Genomic DNA, 23,632 nt, shown 5'->3' on the forward strand with positions numbered 1-23,632 from the left:
GCCTGTTTTGCACGCTGCTGCGTGAAATCTGCGTCTGGAAGCCTCGACCGAACGTAAAGATTTCAATCTCGGACGCGTACTTTTCAGCTGCGAAAACCATGGCCGACTTTTTCAACAGAATCGGTCGAAAGGGGTCGTTCATGAGCGTCAACTACCGGCCAGAAGCGGTCATTCAATACGTCTACAAAAATAGGGTCGATTCAAACCTCATTTTAACGAAACGCACGCTAGCGACTTCTATTACCCCGTTGAATTCCCATCCAATGGAGCCAATAATTCTTCGGGAAATACCCATTGCAATTTATAATTTTTAGGCTTGCAACTGGTCGCCAAAAACTTTGAGAAATCTATCGAGATTATTCTTCGTAGATGCGAGCACGTCTGCTGGCTGCACTACACCAAATTGACGATACAGGAACACTTCGCACATCAAAGAATATGCATATACAAATAAAAAGTAAGCATGAGCATATGTCTTAAGTGTCGCTTTGCTTGACCTAAATGGAGGGCGAACACTTCCGTGAAACCGCTCGTTTCTAAATTGCGGAAGAATTGTACTTATCATTAGCTGGGAAACTTTATCGGCAGAGAGCTGGTATGTGTTCGCGCCCACCGTAACTTGTCTGCCGGATATTATGATCTTGAGTAACCCTCCAAGCTTCCTTTGAGTTTCAGCTCTTTTGCTCGAAGTAAGCCATCCACTGTCGTATTTATTGTGGATATCACTAAGCAGTCCAGAGCCCAACGTGCTTTTTACTCTTTTGGTAAAGGCTTCGGAATGCTCGTTTGGGTTGGATGTGCTATCGAGAATCCTTTTCGCAAAGAACTCGCAAGTTTGCAAAGGGATATGTGCCGCTAAATCATGATGCGACTTTGAAGTGAAAGTGCTAGTTGATACATGTAGTGAGAACGCGGAAAATCTAGATTGATTAACAGGAGTTCCAGGGATGGCCTTCACTCGGAAAAACTCCGCATCAAGCGCCTTCCATACTTGATCAAACGAAAAGTCAGGGCGGAGAGGCAGGTAATCCAGTGAATCAATGCAGTGCGAAAGAAATGTCTGGAAGTCGTGGTTGTCGGAGTATTTTAGCTGAATCGGAAGAAAGACAGATGCCAAATTATGCTTCGCAAGACGTTGAATTACGGATTCTTCTGTAGGAAACAAAAATTTTGCAGGCCAAACATTATTGAATTTTGTTCTGGTCTCACTTGCATTTAACATGGGAATCCTTAGGTTGTATGTGACTTTAATCAAGCAATATAATCAGAACCTTGAATGAAGCGCTTGCGTCGCATAATATTTACTACCATCTTAACTGAATGCATATCAAGCTAATTTTAGTAGTTTGAAGGCGACATTGCAGTTAGAGGTTATGCGTTCATTAGACGGATGTCCATAGGCCATTCTCGGCCATTTTATTCCGGTCACCGCTGGCAGCTATACGCCCACGGCAATCATCTGGTACGTAGCCACTAAGAGTCGATTTCTGCCCTTCACGACAGACAGCAATCGGCCAAAAGCGACCCTTCGTCGCAGGCAGAAATTTGCCAAAATTAGCCATTCGCAAATGACCGTTTTTCGGCTACGGGTGGACTTCACGGTGTGTAGCGAGGATCACTGCGAAGGTTGAGGCCATCGTTTTCAGCGGTCTTGTCTCTGAAAACGAGGGTACTCTCCACTTTTGAAGGTACTGTGCAACTCGCCAATCTTATTAAGAGCATCTGCGGTTGGTGTCAGATGATTTCGTCCAGTGCTTACATATCGCAGTTCCTGTGTTCAGAGCATGGTGCATGCTAGAATAAATGGAACCATAAATACGCAGCTTTTAGGGGTAGTCCAATACGATGTTTCCCATAACTATTCGTTAGATCACTAGCCGTATTTGAAAAAATTAACTATCGATACAGGCTGGGGCGAGCTATGCAATACCAAATATTCGACATTTCCAACTTCAAGCATGAAGAGTTTGAGCCGCTAGGAACAAAAGCCAAATATTGGTGCTCTGATAGCTCCGGCAATGATTATCTTTTTAAATCTATAGAAACTCATGACTCTAAAAACAATTCGGTTTCGCGTGACGGCGAAGATTGGTCAGAGAAAGTATCTTGCGAAATTGCGAAGTCGTTACTAATTCCCTGTGCGGACTATGAGTTGGCTTACGACAACGAAATACGAGGTGTTATTACAAGAAATTTTATTACAAGAGATAATGCGTATCTTGTTACCGGCAATGAAATTCTTAAAAATTATAGCGCTCCGGTAAATATCGAAAACGCAAAAAAAACTGAAAAACAAAATATTATGCATGTTTATATTGTTCTCAGAAGAATAATTAGAAACAAGCCTTTGGGTTTCAACAGCCGTCATAATATCAAAACTGCAGCTGATTTTTTTACGGGCTATTTGATGCTTGACTCCCTTCTGTCAAATCAAGATAGGCATAGCGAAAACTGGGGCTTGATCGTAACGGGAAAAGGAAGATTTCATCTTGCACCCTCTTTCGATCATGCAGCCGGTCTAGGGAGGAACGAATCGGACGAAACGAAATTAAATAGACTCACTTCAATTGATAAGGGCCAGCAGGTCGGAACATATGTGCAAAGGGCGAGGTCTTATTTTTACCTAAAGGAAAAAAGGCTTAAAACTTTTAAAGCATTTGAGTACTTCGGAATACTTAATCCAAAAGCTGCGCTGAGTTGGCTAGAACAGCTCGATGGATTGACTGCTGAGAAAATGCAAGATATTATCGCGCCAGTGCCTGTGGAAATAATGAGCAATGTATCTAAAAAATTTGCCCTTGAAATGCTTATTTGTAACAAGTCGAATATGATGAAACTTATACCTTTTTTCAAGGACAACTTGGATTCATCATTTAGAAAGCGGCAGATTAAGACATATGAATAGTGCATTCGTCATTTGGCAAGACCCTGAAACAACGATGTGGGAGCCTGTTGCCAAGCTGACAGAGTTACATGGTGTTTATATTTTTTCTTATACACATGGAGCTCTCCACAAAAACTTTATACCTTTTCCGCGCATGAGTATTCTAGAAAAAGAATATGTTTCTCATGAGTTGTTCCCTTTTTTCCAAAACCGTATCATTCCTGAACGGCGCCCCGAATATTACACCATGCTTTCTTGGTTAGATATGATGCCTGGTGCTCATGATCCACTAGATATTCTAAGCGCGTCTGGTGGCTCTAAAAAGACAGACAACTTCAGGATCGTAAAAATCCCTAAAAAATCGCTTAGTAACGAATATAGATTGAAGTTTTTTATTAGCGGTGTTGCTTATACTTCTGATGCAGCAAAGCAAGATTTAATTACCTTGGATTCTCGAGATTTGCTATCGTGTGTGATTGAGGACAATAATCGAGCAGACTCTAACGCCATCGCCATTATTAATCCAGCATCTGGTCACAGGCTCGGATATTATCCTCGCTACTTAAATGAAGATCTAATTAGAGTCAATCGTTTGCTAGGAGTGAATGACAATAACTTAGTCACGCAAATCCCTGTCCTGAAAGTTAACTTCAGTGCTCCTGAACAATACCGAGTGTTTTGCGAATCTGTAACACCATGGCCAGATGGGTTTCTACCATTTCAGTCCTATAAGTATCAATCATTAGCACCTTCGTGCTAGCATGCTACTTTTCTCAATTAAAAAGTTCCTTCGCGCTCATTAACGCGAAGGACTAGAAGAAGGAGCAGCGAAACTTTAAAAATCCAGGTGCTTTCCGCAGTGGCCTATTACGATTTTGTTATCTTTTGCTACCCAGTCAAAATGAACCCTTAAGGTTTCCGCCAGAGAATCTTTAACTCCATGCTTAAGATGTCTCTCCATCAATATATCATGGCCTCTATAGTTAAATATTCTACGTTTTTTTCCTTCGTTACTCATGCCTGCCTCGTTCGCAGTAAACGAAGATCCGAATACATTCTTCGCTTGTTGGTCTCCCTGTCCATTGGCCATAGCTTGCCAATATGCAGTGACTAGGCGAGTTAGTAATTCATAAGCTTTGGAAGTATGGTTAAATCCGGCTTTATCGGATTCTGCGGCTGACGAGAAAGCCGTATCAAGCACAACTATTCTGTCTGCATATAAAACGCTTACAAGTCTCAAAGCATCTTCAAGCTTCGCACATCCGGCTTTTAAAGCTGATAGCGTGTTTCTGATATAAAAAAATACTTCACCTAGTTCATCTTCGTCAAATTCATTTGATTGACGGCCAGATATTTGATGCTTTAAAGCGTCGATGGTAGCCTGAGATTTTCTTGCTTCTGATTCCATTTCTTCCAATTGTTGGTTCAATATTTCAATTTCTTGGCCCTTCGCATCTAGTTCCCTATCAGCCTCGTCAAGCAAGTCAGCGAAGTACTTGATTTCCTCTGAACTGTCTGTGCTTTTAGCTTGTGCTGCAGCGTGCCCCAGCTTAGACCTCAAAACCTCGAAACGTACCGCTTCAATCGAAACATGCTTTCTAGAAAGAGAAACGTTACTTCTGTGAGTAATAGCAGCTAAAATCTCTGACTCAATTGTTATCGCTTCTCTACTTTTTTCGGGAAAATTATCTGGCATGAAGATGGCTGTTTCGCAAAACACTCCATTTGTAGTAGTTCGGCCAGGAAAAATCACCTTTGTAGCACCGGCGAAAGCTGTAAATCTTCGACCTACAATCTCTTCGAGCTTGAATGTGTCAACGTGGGATGGAATAACCACTACTTGAGCTAGTCCGAGTACTTGGCGTCTCAATATTTCGGGATCGATAAAAAAGGCGCCGTCTTTAGAGCTTATTAGAATAATCGCATTTTTGCGTGAGGTTTTTTCTATTTCCTGTAGAAAGGCATCAGCGGTTTCTGTCGTAAGGTTTTTTATAAATAGCCCAGGCGTACCATTGATAGGCCTGCACTTTTCAACTAGCTCAGCAACAAGTTTGGGTCTGGTAACTTTTATAGGAGCAGTTACCTTTGCGCTAACCTCATCAGTTTTCAGCAAAACTGAACAATCAACTACACCTCCATATTCAGCTTGGCGTACGCCCACCTCTGTTATCCACTGGCGGCCCTTAATGATCTCGTCTTGATGCACAAGCCGGAAGCTGAATAGGAAAGGAAACGTAGCCTGCTCATCTGAGCCAATTGTTGACCAGGAACTAATCGCGAATTCCTTTATAGTGAGGCTGCTTATCCCTCGAATTAACCTTGCAGGATCTACGTATCCTCTGGCTTTCCGTCCTGTCCAACTCGCGATGATTTTAATTAATTGTTCAACGCCCTCTTCGGGTTCAAATTCGAATCTATTTGCATAAACAAGCATTTGTACATCTCCATATGTAGAATAAAGATGGCATTATGCCTTTATGCTGATGTGTGGGTAAAGGTGGTACCTTCTTCTTTCGTCAGCACGGTTCCCAGCTAGGCGTACGCTCGATGATGGACGACAGTGCAATCGCTGCTATATACCGCCCCTCGGTAAGCGTCAGACTGACGATGGGGTTTGGAGGAAGCAATCAAAAGGACTTTCTTCTCTTGAGGCTTCATCAATGTACGGGAGGTATCCTTTTTGGCCGGTGGCGGTCGCTTTCCAAGATCCGCATTTGGCCGAAACCAGCCCTTTAATCCCCATACCGGTCTACCATGCCATCCCCGGCAGTGGTTCCACGCGCTACCGACCTCAATCTCAAGGTATCGCCCAATGACCTCTTTAGCTCGTACCACCCTATCCCGCATCTCATCCGAGGCATCCCAATGAGCATCGACCAAATCAGCCTCCCAAAAGGCGTAGGTCCTCAGGCCATCAAACTCCTCGACGCCATCACCGGTGCTGACACCAAAGAAGACCTGAACCGCGCAGGCGGCAAAGCCGAAGGTTTTGTATTGGGGCTGGAAAGTGCTAAAGCCATCAAAAGCCAAATCGCCGAGTCGCTATACGTTGCATACGACGACGCGGCGAGTAATCGGTTGGGTGAGTTGAAGGGCTAATCCCGAAGGACCGCGTTCGGCTCTACGCCCGAGGTGTTTCGCGGTCCATCAGTTTGCCAATCAGCTATACGCTCGATTCGCTCAGCGGGTGAATGGCCTACGCCACGTCGCAGTCTTTATAGATCAACGACCTTTGTGGTTTTGCCATTCACTCCAGCAATTCTCCGCAATCAGATCCTCATAGCCGCGCTCCCTTTCCATATCAAGCGCAACGCTGAAGGGAAGGGTGATACAAACCGCCTGGTCTCGAATATCACAGACCTCAGCCTCGGTAAGAGGTGAGCCCTTTCTGTCTTCAGCGGCGGTGAGAACGGCTACGAGGGCTGGTACAAATACTAGGCATAGCGGATCAGCTTCCATGAATCACCTTTTGGGTTTCGACTTGGCTCATTACAACGAACCAGGCGGGGTTCAGCAATGGCGGAATGCACTGCGTACCTCCCGCCGAGTCGCTGTATGTGGCATACGACGACGCGGCGAGTAATCGGTTGGGTGAGTTGAAGGGCTAGTCCCGCTGGACCGCGTTGGGCTCTATGTCCGAGGTGTTTCGCGGTCCATCAGTTTGCCGATCAGCAGCACACTCAATTCGCTCAGTTGGTGTATGGCCAATGCCACGTCGCGGTCTTTGCCGGTCAGTTCGTCGGACAGGTCGAGCAGCAGGGCGCTGACGGAGGAAACGGTTTCGTAGCTGTTGGCGATCAGGATTTCGCTGCTGACGCCGGAGGTGACGCTGAAGAGGGCGGTTGCCTCTGGGGCTGTCTCGGTATCAGTGCCGGGATTGAGGTAGTGATCAATGGCGCGCTGGGCAGCCTGGTGGAGTTTTTGATCCGGCTTGTTTGGCGGATTCGGCGTTATTTTGAACATATATAGATACCCTGGATGAGGCTGCCACCTTGTCGCTACTAAACGATGGGGTGGCAGCTGTGCACAGGTTAGTAGACCGGTGGATATCTAAAGCCGGCGCGCCCGAAGGCGCCCTGCACACAGCCACCATCAAGCACAGACAACTTGTCTGAAGAAGGTGAAGCTCATGCACAGATATCCAAACTCAGGCTACTAAACCCGATCACTGAGTTTTCAGCGACCGAGCAACCTTAGAGATGACCACCCAGGTGCACAAGCCGGCGGATTCTGACGCAAGCGTAGGCAAAGGAGCAAGGTGCTACGGCTTACGCAAAGTCTCCTTTATCCCGCAAATGGAAGCACCAGCCGGTACGCCCTCAACCCCAAATCACTCAACCCCTCCAGGCTCTCGCCCTGGCCAGGCATGAGCAGGCTGATCCCCAGATAATGCTCAAGGTGCAGGGTGAGGGTCTGGCCTTGGACGCACAAATCCCAATAGCGCTGATCCAGCCCGTCGGCCTTTAGGGTCCATTCACCTTTCAAACCGTGCTCCAGCGTTTCGGCGATGGTCGCGAACAATTGCCAGTCGGACGTTTCCGAAATCTGTATTTCCATAAGGGATCATCGATAGGGTGAAAGGGCGTGTTTCGCCGTGAGATGCTTGTCATAGAATGTGACAGAACCTGCGCAGCTTTCAAAGGAATGAACCCCTGGCAAGCCACGCCCCACCGCACGGAAGCCTGTTTATGAACATCCCACTATGGATTGCCCTGTTCCTGGGCTGCCTGTTACCGCAACTGTGCACGGCCAACAGCCCGCACATCGACCCGCACGCCGAGAGCCTCTATCAGCAAGCGGTGCCGTACCTAAAACAAGCAGATGCCAAGCTGGAAGCGGTGCCTGCGAACTTCCCCACCGCCAGCGCAGACGAGAAAAAGCGTTCCCAAGTGCTGGTGGAGGAGGCGGGCGAGTTGCTCAAGCCGGCGATCAAGCTGCTTGAACAAGCTGCCGCGCTGGACCACCCGGTGGCCCAGCATCGCCTCGCGATGATCTACGTGATGTTCTACCCGGTCGACGAGATCAAGGAAAAAGCCTGCCCGTTGCTCCAAAGCAGCTTCCTACAAGGCTTTGCACCACCGGCACTGCAGCTTTCATCCTTTTGCTTTGAATTTACGGACACGCCGGAATTCCAGACAACGCTGAAGGCCATTGCGACCGGCGCGCCCGCGTATGAGCAATATTTTCCGCAGCCTGCGGTGAAGCTTGAATGCAGGGCCGAGATGCCTCAGGGCATGGCGTTGCAGTGGGGCAGCAGTCGGGATTATCAGGCTGAAATGTACCGGCTGCTGGGGGACAGTAACCGTGCGCAGCGTACGGAGTATTACCAGCAGGCGATCGCGATCAATGATTGCTACAAGGCGAAAAAGCGCCTGGGGTTAAGTCAGTAACCGGGCGTATATGAATGACTATTTGAGACGCTTGCTGCGTTAAATTCACCCGCAACCCTCGATGCGATGACCGTTATGAAAGCTCCGAGAATGACCAAGGCACACGCGCTTCAACGAGCTCAACAGCTGGTGGCGCTCGGCTGGACCGTTAAGCATGAGTTCATGGCTGACGGCGAAATATACGAGTGGTATCTGGAGTGGGAACACGTTGAAGACCCGCCGTTGGAAGATAAGGATAAAGCGGGTCGCTAGTCGTTCTGTGCCGAGGGCGCAGAGGAAAGAAAAATACACTTTTTGCTGCGCGGGGCGTCCAACCCTGAAACCGCCGTCAAGGCTTTCATCTCCAGGCAGCTGCTCTCAGCTAAGGACCGATTATGGTGACGATGTTTATTTTTCTTCTGGCCTGCGGTGCTGCGGCGAGCACCGGCATTATCTTCAAACCGGGCGACTGGTACGCCACCCTGGTCAAACCCAGCTTCACGCCACCCAACTGGCTGTTCCCGGTCGCCTGGACCATCATCTACCTGCTGCTGGCTTGGGCCGGCTACCGCCTGACCCTGATCCCCGGCAGCGAAATCGTGCTGGCTCTATGGGCCGCGCAGATCGCACTCAACACCCTGTGGACGCCGGTGTTCTTCGGCGCCCACCGCATTCTTGCCGGGATGGTGATCATCACGCTGCTGTGGCTGGTGGTCGCCGCCATGGTGTTGCTGACGGTGCGGCTGGATGTGATCACCGGGCTGATCCTGTTCCCGTACCTGGTGTGGCTAAGCGTTGCGGCTGCGTTGAATTTCTCCATCCTGCGCAATAACCGCTGAGCCTGGCGACGTGGGGAGAGGGCGGAAACATCATTGCCATGATGCCCACGCACACTGGCCAAGGTGAACATCTCTTTTAGAGATAGAGGAAATACAGATTGGGAACTCATACGCTGTGGCCTGCTGAAGAACATGAACTGGCGCAAATGCAGCGCTTCAACCAAAGGCTCGCCTGGTTGCCGCGCTTTCGCATCCGCAACCGCGTGACGCCCCGGGTGATCCAGGCGCTGTTGCGCTCCGGCCAGATGGTGGCCGGCAACAAGTTGCTCAAGCATGGTCTTCAGGCAGAAAGCCGGCGGGTGGGCTCGGTGCCGCTGCGCATCATCCGGCCGAAGGGCAAGGCCAAGGGCGTGGTGCTGGATATCCATGGCGGCGGTTGGGTGATCGGCAATGCGCAGATGAATGACGACCTCAACGTGGCCATGGTCAACGCGTGCGACGTGGCAGTGGTATCGGTGGATTACCGGCTGGCGGTGAACACGCCGGTGGAAGGGATTCTGGACGACTGCCTGGCTGCGGCGCGCTGGTTGCTCGCGGACTGTGAGGAGTTTGCCGGCCTGCCGGTGATCGTCGTCGGCGAGTCTGCCGGAGGGCATCTGGCGGCGGCTACGTTGCTGGCGCTGAAGCAATGGCCCGAGTTGCTGGCGCGGGTGAGCGGGACGGTGCTGTATTACGGCATCTACGATTTGACCGGCACACCGAGCGTGCGCACGGCGAAGCGGGAAACGCTGTTGCTGGATGGGCCGGGCATGGTGGAGGCGCTGCGCTTGCTGACGCCGGGCTTGAGTGATGAGCAGCGTCGGCAGCCGTCGTTGTCACCGTTGTATGGCGACCTTGCGGGGCTGCCGCCGGCACTGATGTTTGTGGGGGATCTGGACCCGTTGTTGGATGACACGCTGCAGATGGCGGAGCGGTGGGCGGGGTCTGAGGTTTATCTGTTACCGCAGGCGGCTCATGGATTTATTCATTTTCCGACGGCGATGTCGGGCCGTGTGCTGGCTTACAGTCGTGAGTGGATATCGGCTCGAGTCGGGGTTTAGAGAGGGGACACCGAGGGGCACACCTTTGCCTGGTCGCTTTTAACCGGCTCGCGACTGACTTCTCCTGTGGCTCCATTCTTGACGATCTTATGAATGGCGATCGTGCAGAGCTCTGAGGTTGCCTCATAGTCAGCACCGGCTTCAGGCACAAAGTAAACGCTGTAGAAGCACTGATACCTTCTGGCAGTGCCTGAGTACACCACGGTCAGTGGCGTGTTGGGTTGCACATACACTTCAGCGCTGTTTTTCGCGCCCTCGCCACCCGGAATTCCCAAGCGTTTGTCATTGTGGGTTTGATCATTCAGCGGGGCTGAACTCCTTGAATTGACCGCGCCGGCCCCCGGCAAATCCCAGTTGACGCAGCGGGTATCAGGTATCAACCGGACTACCTGGTCAGTGATCACTCGAAGTCTGCTGGTGGTCGGGGTTTGCGGTTCTTGATACGCAGTGGTGAATGACTTGAGGCTGTCCAGGGTAGAGCACCCGGAAAACAGTGGTAGTGATAAAAGGGCCAGGAATCTAAAGGCTTTCAATCGACTCGCTCCATGCTGAGTGTTCATTGGTTTCTCTTGGCGATCCTTGCAAGCAAGTGCGGCCCGAAGGAAAATCATCCGGTTTATATAACAAGGTCACAGGGAACAGTGAAAGCAAAAATACTATTCATCGCTTCGTTGGGGATGTTATCGCTCGTTCAAACATCACTGTCCTTCGCGGAAAATGTGAACGGCAAAAATATCTACGTGCAGCGATGTGGCATGTGCCATGGAGCCGATATCAAGGGCTCAGGGCCCTTGGCCAACAAAAGCAATCCGCCTACGCCTGACCTGACAACGGCTACTTTCAAAAAACGCTTGAGTGATTATCCGGGCGTTATCGTGTCGTCCGTCATTCTTCGTCCAAATGGCGACCTGATTCCAAGAACGTTGCGGGAGAACGGTGTAAAGCTGTCGCCGTTCACCTGGAAAGTTCAGGACTTCCGCGACTTGAATCAGTACATGAGTGGTGTGATTTCAAAAAGTCGATGATGCTGTGATCGTTCCCACGCTCTGCGTGGGAATGCATACCGTGACGCTCCGCGTCACCAACAGCGGGACGCAGAGCGTCCCCGGCGGCATTCCTTTGCTGCGCGTGGGAACGATCAATTAGCAACCACTCAACGCCACCTGCGGACGCTCGCCCGCAAAGAAGAACGGCCGCAACCGCACGCCCACGCTGTTGCCGATAAACGCCGCCACCAACCACACCCACCCATGCAGGCTGCCCGACGCAATCCCGCTGAAGTACGCGCCGATATTGCAGCCGTACGCCAGTCGCGAGCCATAACCCAGCAGCAGGCCACCGATCACCGCGGCGAACAGCGAGCGAGCCGGAATCTTCAGGCTTGGAGCGAAACGCCCGGCCAATCCCGCAGCCAGCAGCGCACCAAGGATGATGCCGATGTCCATTACGCTGGTAACGTCTTCCCACACCGGCGCTGCCAGGGCCTTGGCGTTGCCCGGCATTTGCCAGAACACCCAACTGCCCACGTCCACGCCCAACCCGCTGGCGACCTTGGCGCCCCACAGCGCGAACGCCGAAGTGATACCCCACGGCCGCCCGGCCAGTGCCAGGGTGGCGTAGTTGAGCAGGGCCAAGCCAATTGCGCCCCACACCAATGGCCATGGCCCGCGCAGGAAGCGGCGCAGGCCCTGGTGTTCGCTGGTGACGCCGGCTTCGAGCTGCCCGTGACGGCCTTTTTCCAGGCGCACGGTGACTGCCGCGATGATGCCGAATACGGCCAGGCTCAGCAGCAACGCCGGCACCACGCCGAAGCTTTTGACGATGGAAACCGCCGGGAACGAAGGAAGGGCAAACCACCAGTCGACGTGGTGAGTCGCGATCAACGAACCGCAGATAAAGAAGAACAAGGTCACCAGCATGCGGGCGTTACCGCCGCCGACGGTGAACAGGGTGCCGGACGCACAGCCGCCGCCCAGTTGCATGCCGATGCCGAAGATGAATGCGCCGAACACCACCGAAACCCCGGCCGGCGCCACCAGCCCGACCACGGGTTGGCCGAACAACGTACCGGCTCCCAGCGCGGGGAAGAACAGCACCACGGCAATCGCCAGCATCACCATCTGCGCACGCAAGCCCGCACCGCGCCGGTCGGTGATGAACACTCGCCAGGCCGAGGTGAAGCCGAAAGCGGCGTGGTACAGCGTCAGGCCCAGTGCGGCGCCGACCACCAGCAACAGCACTTGGCGCGAGCCGACGCTGTTTTGCAGGAAGGCGGCGCCCAGCAGCAGGATGACAAACGCCAGCAGGGGCGCGAGCGGTTTGCGCGCAGGGGTTGTAGAGAGGGAAAGGCTCATCGGGTATCTCGGTTCGTAGGCCGTGGGTTAAAGGCGAGGGTGCCGAGTATAAACCTCGCACCCTTCCACTGGCGTCTCGAATCCTCCGATGAGGGGCATTAGCCGAGGCGAACTGACAGCTCGACGTCGTCGCCAATCGGCACCGACAGGTAGCCATTTGCCGGGGAGCGCACACGGGCCAGGTAGTCGGGGCAGTAGTCGGTGTTGTCGGCGACGATCAATGCGCCGGGCTTGAGGCGGCTTTCCACCAGGTTCAGTACATCGCCATACAAGGCTTTGGCGCCGTCGAGCAGCAGCAGGTCGACGCTGTCGGGCAGGCCGCTGGCCAGGGTGACCAGTGCATCGCCTTGGCGGATCTCCACGAGGTCGCTCACGCCGCCTTGCTCCAGGTGTTGCCGCGCGAGGGCGATCTTCGAGGGCTCGAACTCGCTGCTGATCAGCGCGCCGCCGCCGTTGTCCCGCAGGGCGGCCGCCAGGTGCAGGGTGGACAGGCCGAACGAGGTGCCGAACTCGACAATGGCATGGGCTTTGGTGCTGCGGGCCAGCATGTAGAGCAGGGTGCCGGTGTCGCGGGAGACGGGCAGCCACAGGTCTTTCAGCATCCCGTAGAGTTCCAGGTAGTCGGTTTTGCTGCGCATCAGGCGATCACGTTCTTCAGGTGTCACGTTGGTGAGGACGGGGCTCGTGACGGCATCGGCCTGTGTGTACAGCCGTTCAATCAGAGCCGCCATCGGGGCCGAGGTAAGCGTATTCATGGGGAGGTCCTGTTGCAGGTTGAGCGCCGTGAGGCGCCGGGCTAGTATGCGAATGATTCGTCGCATTTAAAGTATGCGAACAATTCGTCACATTCGCTATTCGCATTCAAACCGCAGCAGGCAAGCCCCATGACCGATCGCCAGACCTCGCAGATTTCCTCACGCAAAGAGCCCAAACAGGCGCGATCCACCGAGTTGGTGTCGGCCATTCTCGAAGCGGCTATTCAGGTTTTGGCCAAGGAAGGTGCCAGCCGTTTCACCACCGCCCGGGTTGCTGAGAAGGCGGGCGTGAGTGTGGGTTCGGTGTACCAATACTTCCCTAACAAGGCGGCCATTCTGTTCCGGTTGCAGACCGATGAATGGCAGCAAACCTCGCAAATGCTCAGCCGGATTCTGGAGGACGTGAGCCAGCCGCCGCTTGAGCGACTGCGGGCGTTGGTGCATGCGTTTATTCGTTCGGAGTGTGAGGAGGCGCAGATGCGGGTCGCCTTGAGCGACGCGGCACCGCTTTATCGAGATGCGCCCGAAGCCCATGAGGTGAGGGCGGGAGGTCAACGGATCTTCCAGACGTTCATGCTTGAATTGCTGCCGCAGGTGCCTGACGCCACTCGCGCCCTGGCGTGCGACTTGATCGTCACCACCTTCAGTTCGGTGGGTAAGGAATTCTCGGGAAGCCCGCGCACCGAGGCGCAAATTGCCGCCTACGCGGACGCGATGGCGGATATGTTCGGTGCGTATGTGACGGTGCTTAACCAGACAGCACGATGACCCGCAGGGCGGGCCATCGTTTGCAGCGCTTGCGTTAGCGGCGGTTCAGCCACACGGTCTGCGCATTGCAGAATTCCCGCACACCAAAGTGCGACAACTCCCGCCCGAAACCACTCTTTTTCACACCCCCAAACGAGACCCGAGGGTCGGACACGCTGTAGGCGTTGATAAAGATCCCGCCGGTTTCCAGTTGGTTGGCGATGTGGCGCGCCTTTTCCGGATCGGTGGTGAACACGCTGGCGGTCAGGCCGAATTCACTGTCGTTGGCCAGGGCCACGGCGTGCTCTGCATCCCGGGCGGTGATGATGGAGGCGACCGGCCCGAACAGTTCCTGTTTGAACGAGGTCATCTGGTCGGTGACGTTGGCCAGCACGGTGGGTGCGTAGAAGTTGCCTGCGCCTTCGACTTTATGGCCGCCCAGCAGCAAGGTGGCGCCTTCAGCCAGGGTGGCCTGGACCTGGCCGTCAAGTTCGTCCCGCAGGTCGAAGCGGGCCATCGGGCCGATGTAGGTTTCGCTGGCGGTCGGGTCGCCCATCACCAGGTTGCGGCTGGCTTCGAGGAATTTGGCGGTGAAGGCTTCTACCACGCCTTCCTCGATGATCAGGCGCTTGGCGGCGGCGCACACCTGGCCGGAGTTCTGGAAGCGGCCGATCAGCGCGGCTTGCACGGCTTCGTCGAGGTTGGCGTCGTTGAGCACGATGAACGGGTCGGAGCCGCCCAGTTCCAGCACGCATTTCTTCAGCGCGGCACCGGCCTGTGAGCCGATGGCCATGCCGGCGCGCACGCTGCCGGTGAGGGTGACGGCGGCGATGCGTGGGTCGGCGATGGCTTTGGACACGCCGTCTTGGGTGGCGTTGATCACTTCGAACAGGCCATCGGCGAAGCCGGCGCGCTGGAAGGCTTGTTTCATCAGGTAGGCGCTGCCCATCACGTTAGGCGCGTGTTTGAGCACGTAGGTGTTGCCGCTGAGCATGGTCGGCACGGCGCCGCGCAGCACTTGCCACACCGGGAAGTTCCACGGCATCACGGCGAGGATCGGGCCCAGCGGGCGGTATTCGATCTGGGCGGTGCCGTTGTCCACCAGGGTGGCTTCCGGGGCGAGCATGGCCGGGCCGTGGGCGGCGTACCACTCGGCGAGTTGGGCGCATTTCTCGATTTCGCCACGGGCCTGGGCGATGGGTTTGCCCATTTCCAGGGTGATCATCTGGGCCATTTCTTCGGCCTGGTCCCGCAGGGTGCTGGCCAGGGCCAGCAGCAACTCGGCGCGCTGGGCGACGGGGGTAGTGCGGCCGTTGCGGAAGGCGTTGATCGAACGGGTGAGGGCGGCATCCAGCTGCGCCTCGGTTTCGTATGGGTAGCTGGCGACCGTTTCACCGTTGGCGGGGTTGATCGACAAGGCGTGGGTCTGGGAGGAAATGGAGTTCATGGCACCGTCCTGCGCAGTGAATGGGATGGAGGCCAGCGTACGGGGCTGTATCTTTTTCGGAAACTGAATAATATTAAGCAATACGTTCACGTTTGGAGAATGACTTGGATCTGGTCCAGCTGGAAATTTTCAAAGCCGTTGCCGAGCAAGGCAGCATCAGCGCCGCCGCGCAGTTGATCCATCGGGTGCCGTCGAACCTGACCACACGGATCAAGCAGTTGGAGCAGGACCTGGGCGTGGATTTGTTTATTCGCGAGAAGAGCCGATTGCGGTTGTCGCCAGCCGGGTGGAATTTCCTCGGGTATGCCCGGCGGATTCTCGACCTGGTGCAAGAAGCCCGGGCGACGGTGGCGGGGGAGGAGCCTCAGGGCGCGTTTGCCCTGGGTTCGCTGGAGAGCACGGCGGCGGTGCGCATCCCGGCATTGCTGGCGGCGTATAACCAGAAGCACGCCAAGGTTGAGCTGGACCTGACCACCGGGCCGTCCGGGACGATGATCGAGGGCGTGTTGTCGGGGCGGTTGGCGGCGGCGTTTGTCGATGGGCCGGTGCTGCACGCGACCCTGGAAGGCGTGGCGGTGTTTGAGGAGGAAATGGTGGTGATTGCGCCGCTGCACCACGCGCCGATCACCCGGGGGCAGGATGTGAGCGGGGAGAGCATCTACACGTTTCGCTCGAACTGTTCGTACCGGCACCACTTTGAGCGCTGGTTTTCACAGGATGGTGCGGTGCCGGGGAAGATCTTCGAGATGGAGTCTTATCACGGAATGCTGGCTTGCGTGAGCGCCGGTGCGGGGTTGGCACTGATGCCGAGGAGCATGCTGGAAAGCATGCCAGGGTTTAAGACGGTGAGCGTGTGGCCGTTGGCTGATACGTTCCGGATTTTGAATACCTGGCTGATCTGGCGCCGGGGCACGGTGTCGCAGAGCTTGAACAGTTTTGTGCGGTTGCTGGAAGAGCGCGGCCTGGCCCTGGCATCGTAGCCGTAGCAGCTGTCGAGCCCCAGCGAGGCTGCGTTGGCCGCGCTGCCGCTATCGAGTCATACACTCAAACCGAGTCGCGCCTGACGCAGCCTCGCTGGGGCTCGACAGCTGCTACGGGAAGTTCAACTCAGGGAGTTAATCGCCAAATTGCAGGGTGTCTGCTTGCACCGAGTTGCACAAACCATAGTTGCCGGAAGAGAGCGGACTGAAGGTGAAATAGGCCCCCTGTGGGAGCTGTCGAGCTTTAGCGAGGCTGCGATGAGGTCGGCACAGTCGATATTGAGGGTGCCTGACCCACCGCTATCGCGGCCTCGCTGAAGCTCGACGGCTCCCACATTTGGTCTTTGTCAGCCGCCGAACTGCAGGGTGCCCATGGCCAGTTTGGCCATCAGCGCGCCGGCGCCCAGTTGCACCAGCCACAAGGCCAAACCGCCGAGGAATACGCCGAGGGCGACTTGCAGTACCAGGCTTTTCTGGCGCTTGACGGGTGGTGGGCGCGGGGTGAAGTGGTCCAGTTCGTCGCGGTCGGCACGCAGGTCCAGGTCGTCGTTTCTCATAGGCTACTCAAGGGAAGGGACTGTCTTGCTGTCAGTCTAGGGGTAGCGGACTGAAAGCAGCGAATTTTTAGGGGGGATGCCCTATTTGTTTAGGCAACCCACTTACCCTGTGGCGAGGGGGCTTGTCCCCCGTTGGGGCGCGAAGCGGCCCTGATTCAGGCACCGCATTCACTCAGAAAGTTCACGGTGGCAGGTTTTTGGGGCCGCTGCGCAGCCCAACGGGGGACAAGCCCCCTCGCCACAGGTTCGGTGTTCACAAAAGAATGTTGCAGTAAAAAGGGGAAGCCACCGGCTTCCCCTTTTTTTGCATCACAACAGGCTTACAGCACCTGAACGATGGCCTTGGTCACTGCATCAATGTTGTTCTGATTCAACGCCGCCACACAGATGCGGCCGGTGTCCAGCGCGTAGATGCCAAACTCGTTGCGCAGGCGGGTCACTTGCTCAACGCTCAGGCCAGAATAGGAGAACATCCCGCGCTGGCGACCAACGAAGCTGAAGTCGTGGCCAGGAGCTGCCTTGGCCAGTTCAGCCACCATCTGCTCGCGCATGCCGCGAATGCGCAGGCGCATTTCGGCCAGTTCGGCTTCCCACTGGGCGCGCAGCTCAGGGTCGTTCAGCACCGCTGCAACGATTGCCGCGCCGTGGGTCGGCGGGTTGGAGTAGTTGGTGCGGATCACACGCTTGACCTGGGACAGGATGCGCGCGCTTTCTTCTTTGGAGTCGGTGACGATGGACAGGGCGCCCACGCGCTCGCCGTACAGCGAGAACGATTTGGAGAACGAGCTGGACACAAAGAAGGTCAGGCCCGACTCGGCGAACAGGCGCACCGCCGCGGCGTCTTCGTCGATGCCGTCGCCAAAGCCCTGGTAGGCCATGTCGAGGAACGGTACGAGGTTTTTCGCCTTGACCACGTCCAGCACTTGTTGCCAGTCGGCCGGGCTCAGGTCGACGCCGGTCGGGTTGTGGCAGCAGGCGTGCAGCACGACGATGGACTGTGGCGGCAGGGCGTTGAGGTCTTCCAGCAGGCCGGCGCGGTTGACGTCGTGGGTGGCGGCGTCGTAGTAGCGATAGGTCTGTACCGGGAAGCCGGCTTTTTCGAACAGCGCTTGGTGGTTTTCCCAGCTCGGGTCGCTGATGGCGACGACGGCGTTGGGCAGCAGTTGCTTGAGGAAGTCTGCGCCGATTTTCAGGGCGCCGGTGCCGCCGACCGCTTGGGCGGTGATCACGCGGCCGGAGCTGATCAGTGGCGATTCAGCGCCAAACAGCAGCTTTTGCACGGCCTGGTCGTAGGCGACAATGCCGTCGATCGGCAAGTAGCCACGGGCGGCGTGTTGCGCCACTCGAATGGCTTCCGCTTCGGCAACGGCACGCAAGAGTGGAATCTTCCCCTCCTCGTTGCAGTAAACGCCCACGCCAAGGTTCACCTTGGTGGTTCGGGTATCGGCGTTGAATGCTTCGTTGAGGCCCAGGATTGGATCGCGTGGTGCCATTTCGACAGCGGAGAACAGGCTCATTTTTGCGGCAGCTCTATAGAGAGTGGAGGGACGTGTCGCGCTCCAGCCGAATGCACTAGAGCGGTGCACAAACGGGGAGCTAGTATAGAGGCCATCACTGCTCACGGCGACAGCCGAAACGGCTTTTCGGCCAAGTTTTTCGGTTTATTTATCGACCGTTAGTCTTATTGCAACATTGACCGGCAATGGCATGTAGGACGATTGCCTTGAAACCCGTCACATTCGCCTCCACTTCTACAGCTATCATGGTTTTTTCCTGCAACCTGCACCGAACGGTCGCGGGTCGCGGTCTTTTTCGTCCCCGCTGCTTTTTCCGGCCCCGGGGTGACTCAAGAGGTACGTTATGTCGGATTTCCAGCTAGTCACCCGCTTCGAGCCTGCCGGCGATCAACCGGAAGCCATCCGCCTGATGGTCGAAGGCATCGAAGCCGGCCTGGCACACCAGACCTTGCTCGGGGTGACCGGCTCCGGCAAGACCTTCAGCATCGCCAACGTGATCGCCCAGGTGAACCGCCCGACCCTGGTGCTGGCGCCGAACAAGACCCTGGCCGCGCAGTTGTATGGCGAGTTCAAGGCGTTCTTCCCGAACAACGCGGTGGAGTACTTCGTTTCCTACTACGACTACTACCAGCCGGAAGCGTATGTGCCGTCGTCCGACACCTTTATCGAGAAAGACGCCTCGATCAACGACCACATCGAGCAGATGCGACTGTCGGCGACCAAGGCGCTGCTGGAGCGCAAGGACGCGATCATCGTCACCACGGTGTCGTGCATCTACGGCCTGGGCAGCCCGGAAACCTATTTGAAGATGGTGCTGCACGTCGACCGCGGCGACAAACTTGACCAGCGCGAACTGCTGCGGCGCCTGACGAGCTTGCAATACACCCGCAACGACATGGACTTCGCCCGGGCGAGCTTCCGCGTGCGTGGCGATGTGATTGACATCTACCCGGCGGAATCCGACCTGGAAGCGATCCGCATCGAGCTGTTCGACGATGAAGTCGAGAGCCTGTCGGCCTTCGACCCGTTGACCGGCGAGGTGATCCGCAAGCTGCCGCGCTTCACCTTCTACCCGAAAAGCCACTACGTGACCCCGCGCGAAACCCTGATGGGCGCCATCGAGGGCATCAAGGGCGAACTGGTGGAGCGCCTGGAATACCTGCGTTCCAACAACAAGCTGGTGGAAGCCCAGCGTCTGGAACAGCGCACCCGTTTCGACCTGGAGATGATCCTCGAACTGGGCTACTGCAACGGCATCGAAAACTACTCGCGCTACCTCTCGGGCCGCGAGTCCGGGCAGGCGCCGCCTACCTTGTTCGATTACTTGCCGGACGACGCCTTGCTGGTGATCGACGAATCCCACGTCAGCGTGCCGCAGGTGGGCGCGATGTACAAAGGTGACCGCTCGCGTAAAGAAACCTTGGTGGAATACGGCTTCCGCCTGCCGTCGGCGCTGGATAACCGGCCGATGCGTTTCGACGAGTTCGAAGGCATCAGCCCGCAGACGATTTTTGTCTCGGCCACGCCGGGTAACTACGAGGCCGAACATGCCGGGCGTGTGGTTGAACAACTGGTGCGCCCAACCGGCCTGGTGGACCCGCAAATCGAAATCCGCCCGGCGCTGACTCAGGTCGATGACTTGTTGTCTGAGATCGGCAAACGCGTGGCGCTGGAAGAGCGGGTGCTGGTCACCACGCTGACCAAGCGCATGTCCGAAGACTTGACCGATTACCTGGCCGACCACGGCGTGCGCGTGCGGTATTTGCACTCGGACATCGACACCGTTGAGCGCGTGGAAATCATCCGCGACCTGCGCCTGGGTGCGTTCGATGTGCTGGTGGGGATCAACCTGCTGCGTGAAGGTCTGGACATGCCGGAAGTGTCCCTGGTGGCGATTCTGGATGCTGACAAGGAAGGCTTCCTGCGGTCCGAGCGCTCGTTGATTCAAACGATTGGCCGGGCGGCGCGGAACCTCAATGGCCGGGCGATTCTGTATGCGGACCGGATTACCGGTTCCATGGAGCGCGCGATTGGCGAGACCGAGCGTCGTCGCGACAAGCAGATTGCCTACAACCTGGAACATGGGATCACGCCGAAGGGCGTGTTCAAGGATGTGGCCGACATCATGGAAGGCGCGACCGTGCCGGGCTCGCGCAGCAAGAAGCGCAAGGGCATGGCCAAGGCTGCGGAGGAGAACGCCAAGTACGAAGCCGAATTGCGTTCGCCGAGTGAGATCACCAAGCGGATTCGTCAGTTGGAAGAGAAGATGTACCAGTTGGCGCGGGATCTGGAGTTTGAAGCGGCGGCGCAGATGCGCGATGAGATTGGTAAGTTGCGGGAGCGGTTGTTGGCTGTGTGATGTGCAGCGATGCAGCTTCTGTGGCGAGGGGGCTTGCTGTGGCGAGGGAGCTTGCTCCCGCTGGACCGGGCTGGCGCTCCAGTGCGAAGCGCTCCCAGGATTTTGGGGCCGCTTCGCAGCCCAGCGGGAGCAAGCTCCCTCGCCACAGGTTATTTCAGTGGGCTTCCCCAGCCTTAAGCCCCGCCGGCAGCGCCTTGGTCAACAAGATCGCCACCATACTGATCCCCAACGCCAACCCCACAAAGTGAAACGCATCGTTGTAGGCCATGATCTGCGCCTGCTGATGGGCAATCTCACTCAGCTTGCCCAACGCCGCCGTCTCACTGCCAAACGTCTCCGTCAGCCTGGCCATCCGCTCCGCCACCTGCGGATTGGTCGGCACGATCGCCTCACGCAGGTAATCAAAGTAGGTCTTGGTGCGCGCATCCAGCAGCGTCGCCAGCAACGCAATCCCGATCGCCCCACCCAGGTTTCGCAAAATATTGAACAGGCTCGACGCCGACCCTGCGTCCTTCGGCATGATGTACGCCGTGGCAATCAACGAAATCGTCACCATGATCAGCGGCTGCCCCAGTGCGCGGATGATCTGGATCCGGTTGAACTGGTCGCCGGCGAAGTCCGGGTTAAGCACTCCCGATGAAAAGCTCGCCAACCCGAACAGCCCGAACCCCAACGTGCACAGCCATTTGGGCGACACGTATTTCATCAGCTTGGGTACCAGCGGAATCAGGAACAGCTGCGGAACGCCCATCCACATGATCACTTCGCCGATTTGCAGGGCGTTGTAGTTCTGGATCTGCGCCAGGTACAGCGGCAGTAGATAAATCGAGCCGTACAACCCCACGCCCATCCCCAGGCTGGAAATGCTCGACAGCCCGAAATTGCGATTGCCGAGGATGCGCAGGTTGATCAGCGGGTTGGGCTTGGACATCTGCACGATCACAAAGGTGATCAGGCTCAGCAGGGCGACGGTGCCCAGGCTGACAATCAGGCTGGATTCCAGCCAGTCCTTGCGATGGCCTTCCTCAAGAAACACCTGCAAACACCCAAGGCCCACGGCCATGGTGACGATGCCGAGGTAGTCGGTGCTTTTAAGCAGGTCCCAGTTGGAGTCCTTTTTCTCCAGGCCGTACAGCAGCCCGGCGATCATGATCAGGCCCGGCGGGATGTTGATGTAGAAGATGTATTCCCAGCCCCAATTCTCGGTCAACCAGCCGCCGATGGTCGGGCCGATGGACGGGGCGAAGGTGGCGGTCATGGCGAACATCGCCATGCCTTTGGCGCGGTGATGCTCGGGCAACTTGATCAGGGTGAGGGTGAACGCCAGCGGGATCAGCGCGCCGCCGGTAAACCCCTGAAAGGCGCGGAACACGATCATGCTTTCCAGGCTCCAGGCCATGGAACACATCAGCGAGGCGATCAGGAACCCGCCGGACACCCACACCGCCAGGCGGCGCGCCGACAACAGCTGCACCAGCCAGGCGGTGAGGGGGATCATGATGATTTCGGCCACAAGGTAGGAGGTGGAAATCCACGAGCCTTCTTCCAGGGTGGCCGACAGTGCGCCCTGAATGTCCTTGAGGGACGAGTTGGTGATCTGGATGTCGAGCACTGCCATAAAGGCGCCGAGCATCACGCTCATGACCGCGATCCAGTCGCGCCGGGTCGGTTCTCCGATCGGGGCCAGCAGTTGATCACCGGCCATCGTGCGGGTCTTTGATATTCACTTTGACCGTCACCGACATGCCCGGGCGGATTTTGCCCTGCAGCGGGTTGTCGGCGGCGAAGGTCAGTTTGACCGGAATCCGTTGTACGACTTTGGTGAAGTTGCCGGTGGCGTTGTCCGGCGGCAGCAGGCTGAACTGCGCGCCGGAGGCGCCGAACAGGTTGGCGACGCGGCCTTCGATTGGGGTATCGCTGTAGGCGTCGAACGTCAGCTCGGCCTTTTGCCCGGGCTGCATGTGGCCAATCTGGGTTTCCTTGAAGTTGGCCTGCACCCAGATGTCCCGGTCCGGGACGATTGACAGCAGGTAGGCGCCGGCTTGCACATATTGGCCGTTACGCGCAGCACGCTGGCCGATCAGGCCGCTGATGGGCGCGTGGATTTCGCTGCGGGTCAGGTTCAGTTCGGCCTGGGCCAGGTCGGTCTTGGCGTTGGCGATCATCGCGTCGAGGCGCTTGATCTCGGCGTTCAGGGCGTTGACTTGCTGGCGCTGGCCCTGCAGGTCGGCCTGGGCCATGGTCACCTGGGAGCGGGCGATATGGTTGTCGGCGTCGAGGGTGGTGACGCGTTCTTCGGAGACGTAGCCGGGTTTGCGCAGGGTTTGTGCGCGGTTCAGGTCGATCTGCGAGCGGCCGAGGGTGGCCTGGCTGGAAGAAACCTTGGCTGCACCGGCGGCAATCAGGCTGGCTTGCTGGGTGAGTTTGCTCTGGGCCTGTACGCGTTCGGCTTCGCGCATGGCCAGGGCGGCGTTGGCGTGGTCGACAGCGAGGTGGAAGTCGTCGCCTTCGAGCTTGACCAGCAGTTGGCCTTTTTCCACGTGTTCGTTGTCGCCCACCAGCACCTCGACGATGCGCGCGCCAAGCTGGCTGGAGACGCGGGTGATCTCGCCCTGGACGTAGGCGTTGTCGGTGCTTTCATAAAAGCGGCCCTTGAAGAACCACTGGGCTAAAAAGCCCGCGGCAATCAGGACCACGATCAACAGGAAGATAAACAGGCGGCGTTTGAGCGGGGCAGGCATGGCGATCATGTCGGTAACAAAAGGTAATGGAATATAGCCAGCG

Annotated in this window: 24 protein-coding genes; 11 read left to right on the forward strand and 13 right to left on the reverse strand. The window is 56.3% G+C overall.

Translation table 11 applies throughout. The features are described from left to right. Positions 1 to 310: 310 nt before the first annotated feature. On the reverse strand, positions 311 to 1,222 hold the full coding sequence (locus ACA046_RS10430; protein WP_497676419.1) for a hypothetical protein: 912 nt from the start codon (positions 1,220 to 1,222) through the stop codon (positions 311 to 313). 699 nt (positions 1,223 to 1,921) lie between these two features. Between ACA046_RS10430 and ACA046_RS10435 the strand changes: the two genes are divergently transcribed. Both ACA046_RS10435 and ACA046_RS10440 read left to right on the forward strand, forming a co-directional pair. Beyond that, positions 1,922 to 2,905, forward strand: a complete 984-nt coding sequence (locus tag ACA046_RS10435; RefSeq protein ID WP_497676420.1) for a HipA domain-containing protein — start codon at positions 1,922 to 1,924, stop codon at positions 2,903 to 2,905. After that, positions 2,898 to 3,644, forward strand: coding sequence for an HIRAN domain-containing protein (locus tag ACA046_RS10440; protein WP_497676421.1), 747 nt, complete (start codon positions 2,898 to 2,900; stop codon positions 3,642 to 3,644). Before ACA046_RS10435 ends, ACA046_RS10440 begins: the two co-directional genes overlap by 8 nt. A gap of 75 nt (positions 3,645 to 3,719) precedes the next feature. Here the strand turns inward: ACA046_RS10440 and ACA046_RS10445 are convergent, their stop codons facing one another. Continuing rightward, positions 3,720 to 5,318: a hypothetical protein gene (locus ACA046_RS10445; RefSeq protein ID WP_497676422.1), complete on the reverse strand. Its 1,599-nt coding sequence runs from the start codon at positions 5,316 to 5,318 to the stop codon at positions 3,720 to 3,722. 431 nt (positions 5,319 to 5,749) lie between these two features. Here ACA046_RS10445 and ACA046_RS10450 point away from each other — a divergent pair, with 431 nt between their 5' ends. After that, the gene (locus ACA046_RS10450) at positions 5,750 to 5,983 is read left to right on the forward strand and encodes a hypothetical protein (protein ID WP_003214497.1); all 234 of its coding nucleotides are present in this window, start codon (positions 5,750 to 5,752) and stop codon (positions 5,981 to 5,983) included. Positions 5,984 to 6,106: 123 nt separating this feature from the next. Here ACA046_RS10450 and ACA046_RS10455 read toward each other — a convergent pair whose 3' ends face one another. The 3 genes from ACA046_RS10455 to ACA046_RS10465 all read right to left on the reverse strand — a co-directional run bounded on the left by ACA046_RS10455 (position 6,107) and on the right by ACA046_RS10465 (position 7,441). Further along, on the reverse strand, positions 6,107 to 6,343 hold the full coding sequence (locus tag ACA046_RS10455) for a hypothetical protein (protein WP_497676423.1): 237 nt from the start codon (positions 6,341 to 6,343) through the stop codon (positions 6,107 to 6,109). A gap of 171 nt (positions 6,344 to 6,514) precedes the next feature. After that, positions 6,515 to 6,847, reverse strand: a complete 333-nt coding sequence (locus ACA046_RS10460; RefSeq protein WP_497676424.1) for a DUF6124 family protein — start codon at positions 6,845 to 6,847, stop codon at positions 6,515 to 6,517. A 321-nt stretch (positions 6,848 to 7,168) separates the two neighbouring features. Beyond that, on the reverse strand, positions 7,169 to 7,441 hold the full coding sequence (locus ACA046_RS10465) for a DUF3630 family protein (protein WP_497676425.1): 273 nt from the start codon (positions 7,439 to 7,441) through the stop codon (positions 7,169 to 7,171). Between the two features lie 131 nt (positions 7,442 to 7,572). On the opposite strand from ACA046_RS10465, the gene ACA046_RS10470 reads away from it, so the two are divergent. The 4 genes from ACA046_RS10470 to ACA046_RS10485 all read left to right on the forward strand — a co-directional run bounded on the left by ACA046_RS10470 (position 7,573) and on the right by ACA046_RS10485 (position 10,132). Then, entirely contained in the window at positions 7,573 to 8,274 is a 702-nt protein-coding gene (locus ACA046_RS10470; RefSeq protein ID WP_497676426.1) for a hypothetical protein, read from the forward strand. Positions 8,275 to 8,364: 90 nt separating this feature from the next. Next, positions 8,365 to 8,526, forward strand: coding sequence for a hypothetical protein (locus tag ACA046_RS10475; RefSeq protein ID WP_497676427.1), 162 nt, complete (start codon positions 8,365 to 8,367; stop codon positions 8,524 to 8,526). A gap of 125 nt (positions 8,527 to 8,651) precedes the next feature. Next, entirely contained in the window at positions 8,652 to 9,092 is a 441-nt protein-coding gene (gene tspO / locus ACA046_RS10480; RefSeq protein WP_497677062.1) for a tryptophan-rich sensory protein TspO, read from the forward strand. Positions 9,093 to 9,238: 146 nt separating this feature from the next. Beyond that, positions 9,239 to 10,132: an alpha/beta hydrolase fold domain-containing protein gene (locus ACA046_RS10485; protein ID WP_497677063.1), complete on the forward strand. Its 894-nt coding sequence runs from the start codon at positions 9,239 to 9,241 to the stop codon at positions 10,130 to 10,132. On the opposite strand, the gene ACA046_RS10490 is transcribed toward ACA046_RS10485, so the two are convergent. Continuing rightward, positions 10,129 to 10,692, reverse strand: coding sequence for a hypothetical protein (locus tag ACA046_RS10490; protein ID WP_497676428.1), 564 nt, complete (start codon positions 10,690 to 10,692; stop codon positions 10,129 to 10,131). The genes ACA046_RS10485 and ACA046_RS10490 overlap by 4 nt on opposite strands. A 117-nt stretch (positions 10,693 to 10,809) precedes the next feature. On the opposite strand from ACA046_RS10490, the gene ACA046_RS10495 reads away from it, so the two are divergent. Further along, positions 10,810 to 11,157: a c-type cytochrome gene (locus tag ACA046_RS10495; protein WP_497677064.1), complete on the forward strand. Its 348-nt coding sequence runs from the start codon at positions 10,810 to 10,812 to the stop codon at positions 11,155 to 11,157. A 117-nt stretch (positions 11,158 to 11,274) separates the two neighbouring features. On the opposite strand, the gene ACA046_RS10500 is transcribed toward ACA046_RS10495, so the two are convergent. Next, the gene (locus ACA046_RS10500) at positions 11,275 to 12,486 is read right to left on the reverse strand and encodes a YeeE/YedE family protein (RefSeq protein ID WP_497676429.1); all 1,212 of its coding nucleotides are present in this window, start codon (positions 12,484 to 12,486) and stop codon (positions 11,275 to 11,277) included. 98 nt (positions 12,487 to 12,584) lie between these two features. Continuing rightward, positions 12,585 to 13,241 carry an O-methyltransferase gene (locus tag ACA046_RS10505; protein WP_497676430.1) on the reverse strand — a complete coding sequence of 219 codons (657 nt, stop codon included), beginning with the start codon at positions 13,239 to 13,241 and terminating at the stop codon, positions 12,585 to 12,587. A 129-nt stretch (positions 13,242 to 13,370) separates the two neighbouring features. Between ACA046_RS10505 and ACA046_RS10510 the strand changes: the two genes are divergently transcribed. Continuing rightward, positions 13,371 to 14,009, forward strand: a complete 639-nt coding sequence (locus ACA046_RS10510) for a TetR/AcrR family transcriptional regulator (protein ID WP_497676431.1) — start codon at positions 13,371 to 13,373, stop codon at positions 14,007 to 14,009. Between the two features lie 34 nt (positions 14,010 to 14,043). On the opposite strand, the gene ACA046_RS10515 is transcribed toward ACA046_RS10510, so the two are convergent. Next, positions 14,044 to 15,435 carry an aldehyde dehydrogenase family protein gene (locus ACA046_RS10515; protein WP_497676432.1) on the reverse strand — a complete coding sequence of 464 codons (1,392 nt, stop codon included), beginning with the start codon at positions 15,433 to 15,435 and terminating at the stop codon, positions 14,044 to 14,046. Between the two features lie 104 nt (positions 15,436 to 15,539). On the opposite strand from ACA046_RS10515, the gene ptrR reads away from it, so the two are divergent. Next, positions 15,540 to 16,415, forward strand: a complete 876-nt coding sequence (gene ptrR, locus ACA046_RS10520; protein ID WP_459027534.1) for a putrescine utilization regulator PtrR — start codon at positions 15,540 to 15,542, stop codon at positions 16,413 to 16,415. Between the two features lie 347 nt (positions 16,416 to 16,762). Here the strand turns inward: ptrR and ACA046_RS10525 are convergent, their stop codons facing one another. After that, a complete protein-coding gene (locus ACA046_RS10525) occupies positions 16,763 to 16,972 on the reverse strand; it encodes a hypothetical protein (RefSeq protein ID WP_167662439.1) in 210 nt (69 codons plus the stop codon). 320 nt (positions 16,973 to 17,292) lie between these two features. Next, positions 17,293 to 18,489 (reverse strand): amino acid aminotransferase, encoded by a 1,197-nt coding sequence (locus ACA046_RS10530; protein WP_497676433.1) that lies wholly within the window; start codon positions 18,487 to 18,489, stop codon positions 17,293 to 17,295. Between the two features lie 343 nt (positions 18,490 to 18,832). Between ACA046_RS10530 and uvrB the strand changes: the two genes are divergently transcribed. Beyond that, positions 18,833 to 20,848, forward strand: coding sequence for an excinuclease ABC subunit UvrB (uvrB, locus tag ACA046_RS10535; RefSeq protein WP_076016086.1), 2,016 nt, complete (start codon positions 18,833 to 18,835; stop codon positions 20,846 to 20,848). A gap of 154 nt (positions 20,849 to 21,002) precedes the next feature. Here uvrB and ACA046_RS10540 read toward each other — a convergent pair whose 3' ends face one another. Continuing rightward, entirely contained in the window at positions 21,003 to 22,553 is a 1,551-nt protein-coding gene (locus tag ACA046_RS10540) for an MDR family MFS transporter (protein ID WP_497676434.1), read from the reverse strand. Beyond that, complete coding sequence (locus ACA046_RS10545) at positions 22,543 to 23,589, reverse strand: HlyD family secretion protein (RefSeq protein ID WP_497676435.1); 1,047 nt, start codon at positions 23,587 to 23,589, stop codon at positions 22,543 to 22,545. The genes ACA046_RS10540 and ACA046_RS10545 overlap by 11 nt, the downstream gene beginning before the upstream one ends. Between the last annotated feature and the right edge of the window lie 43 nt (positions 23,590 to 23,632).

It is taken from the genome of Pseudomonas sp. LBUM1641 (assembly GCF_059716235.1).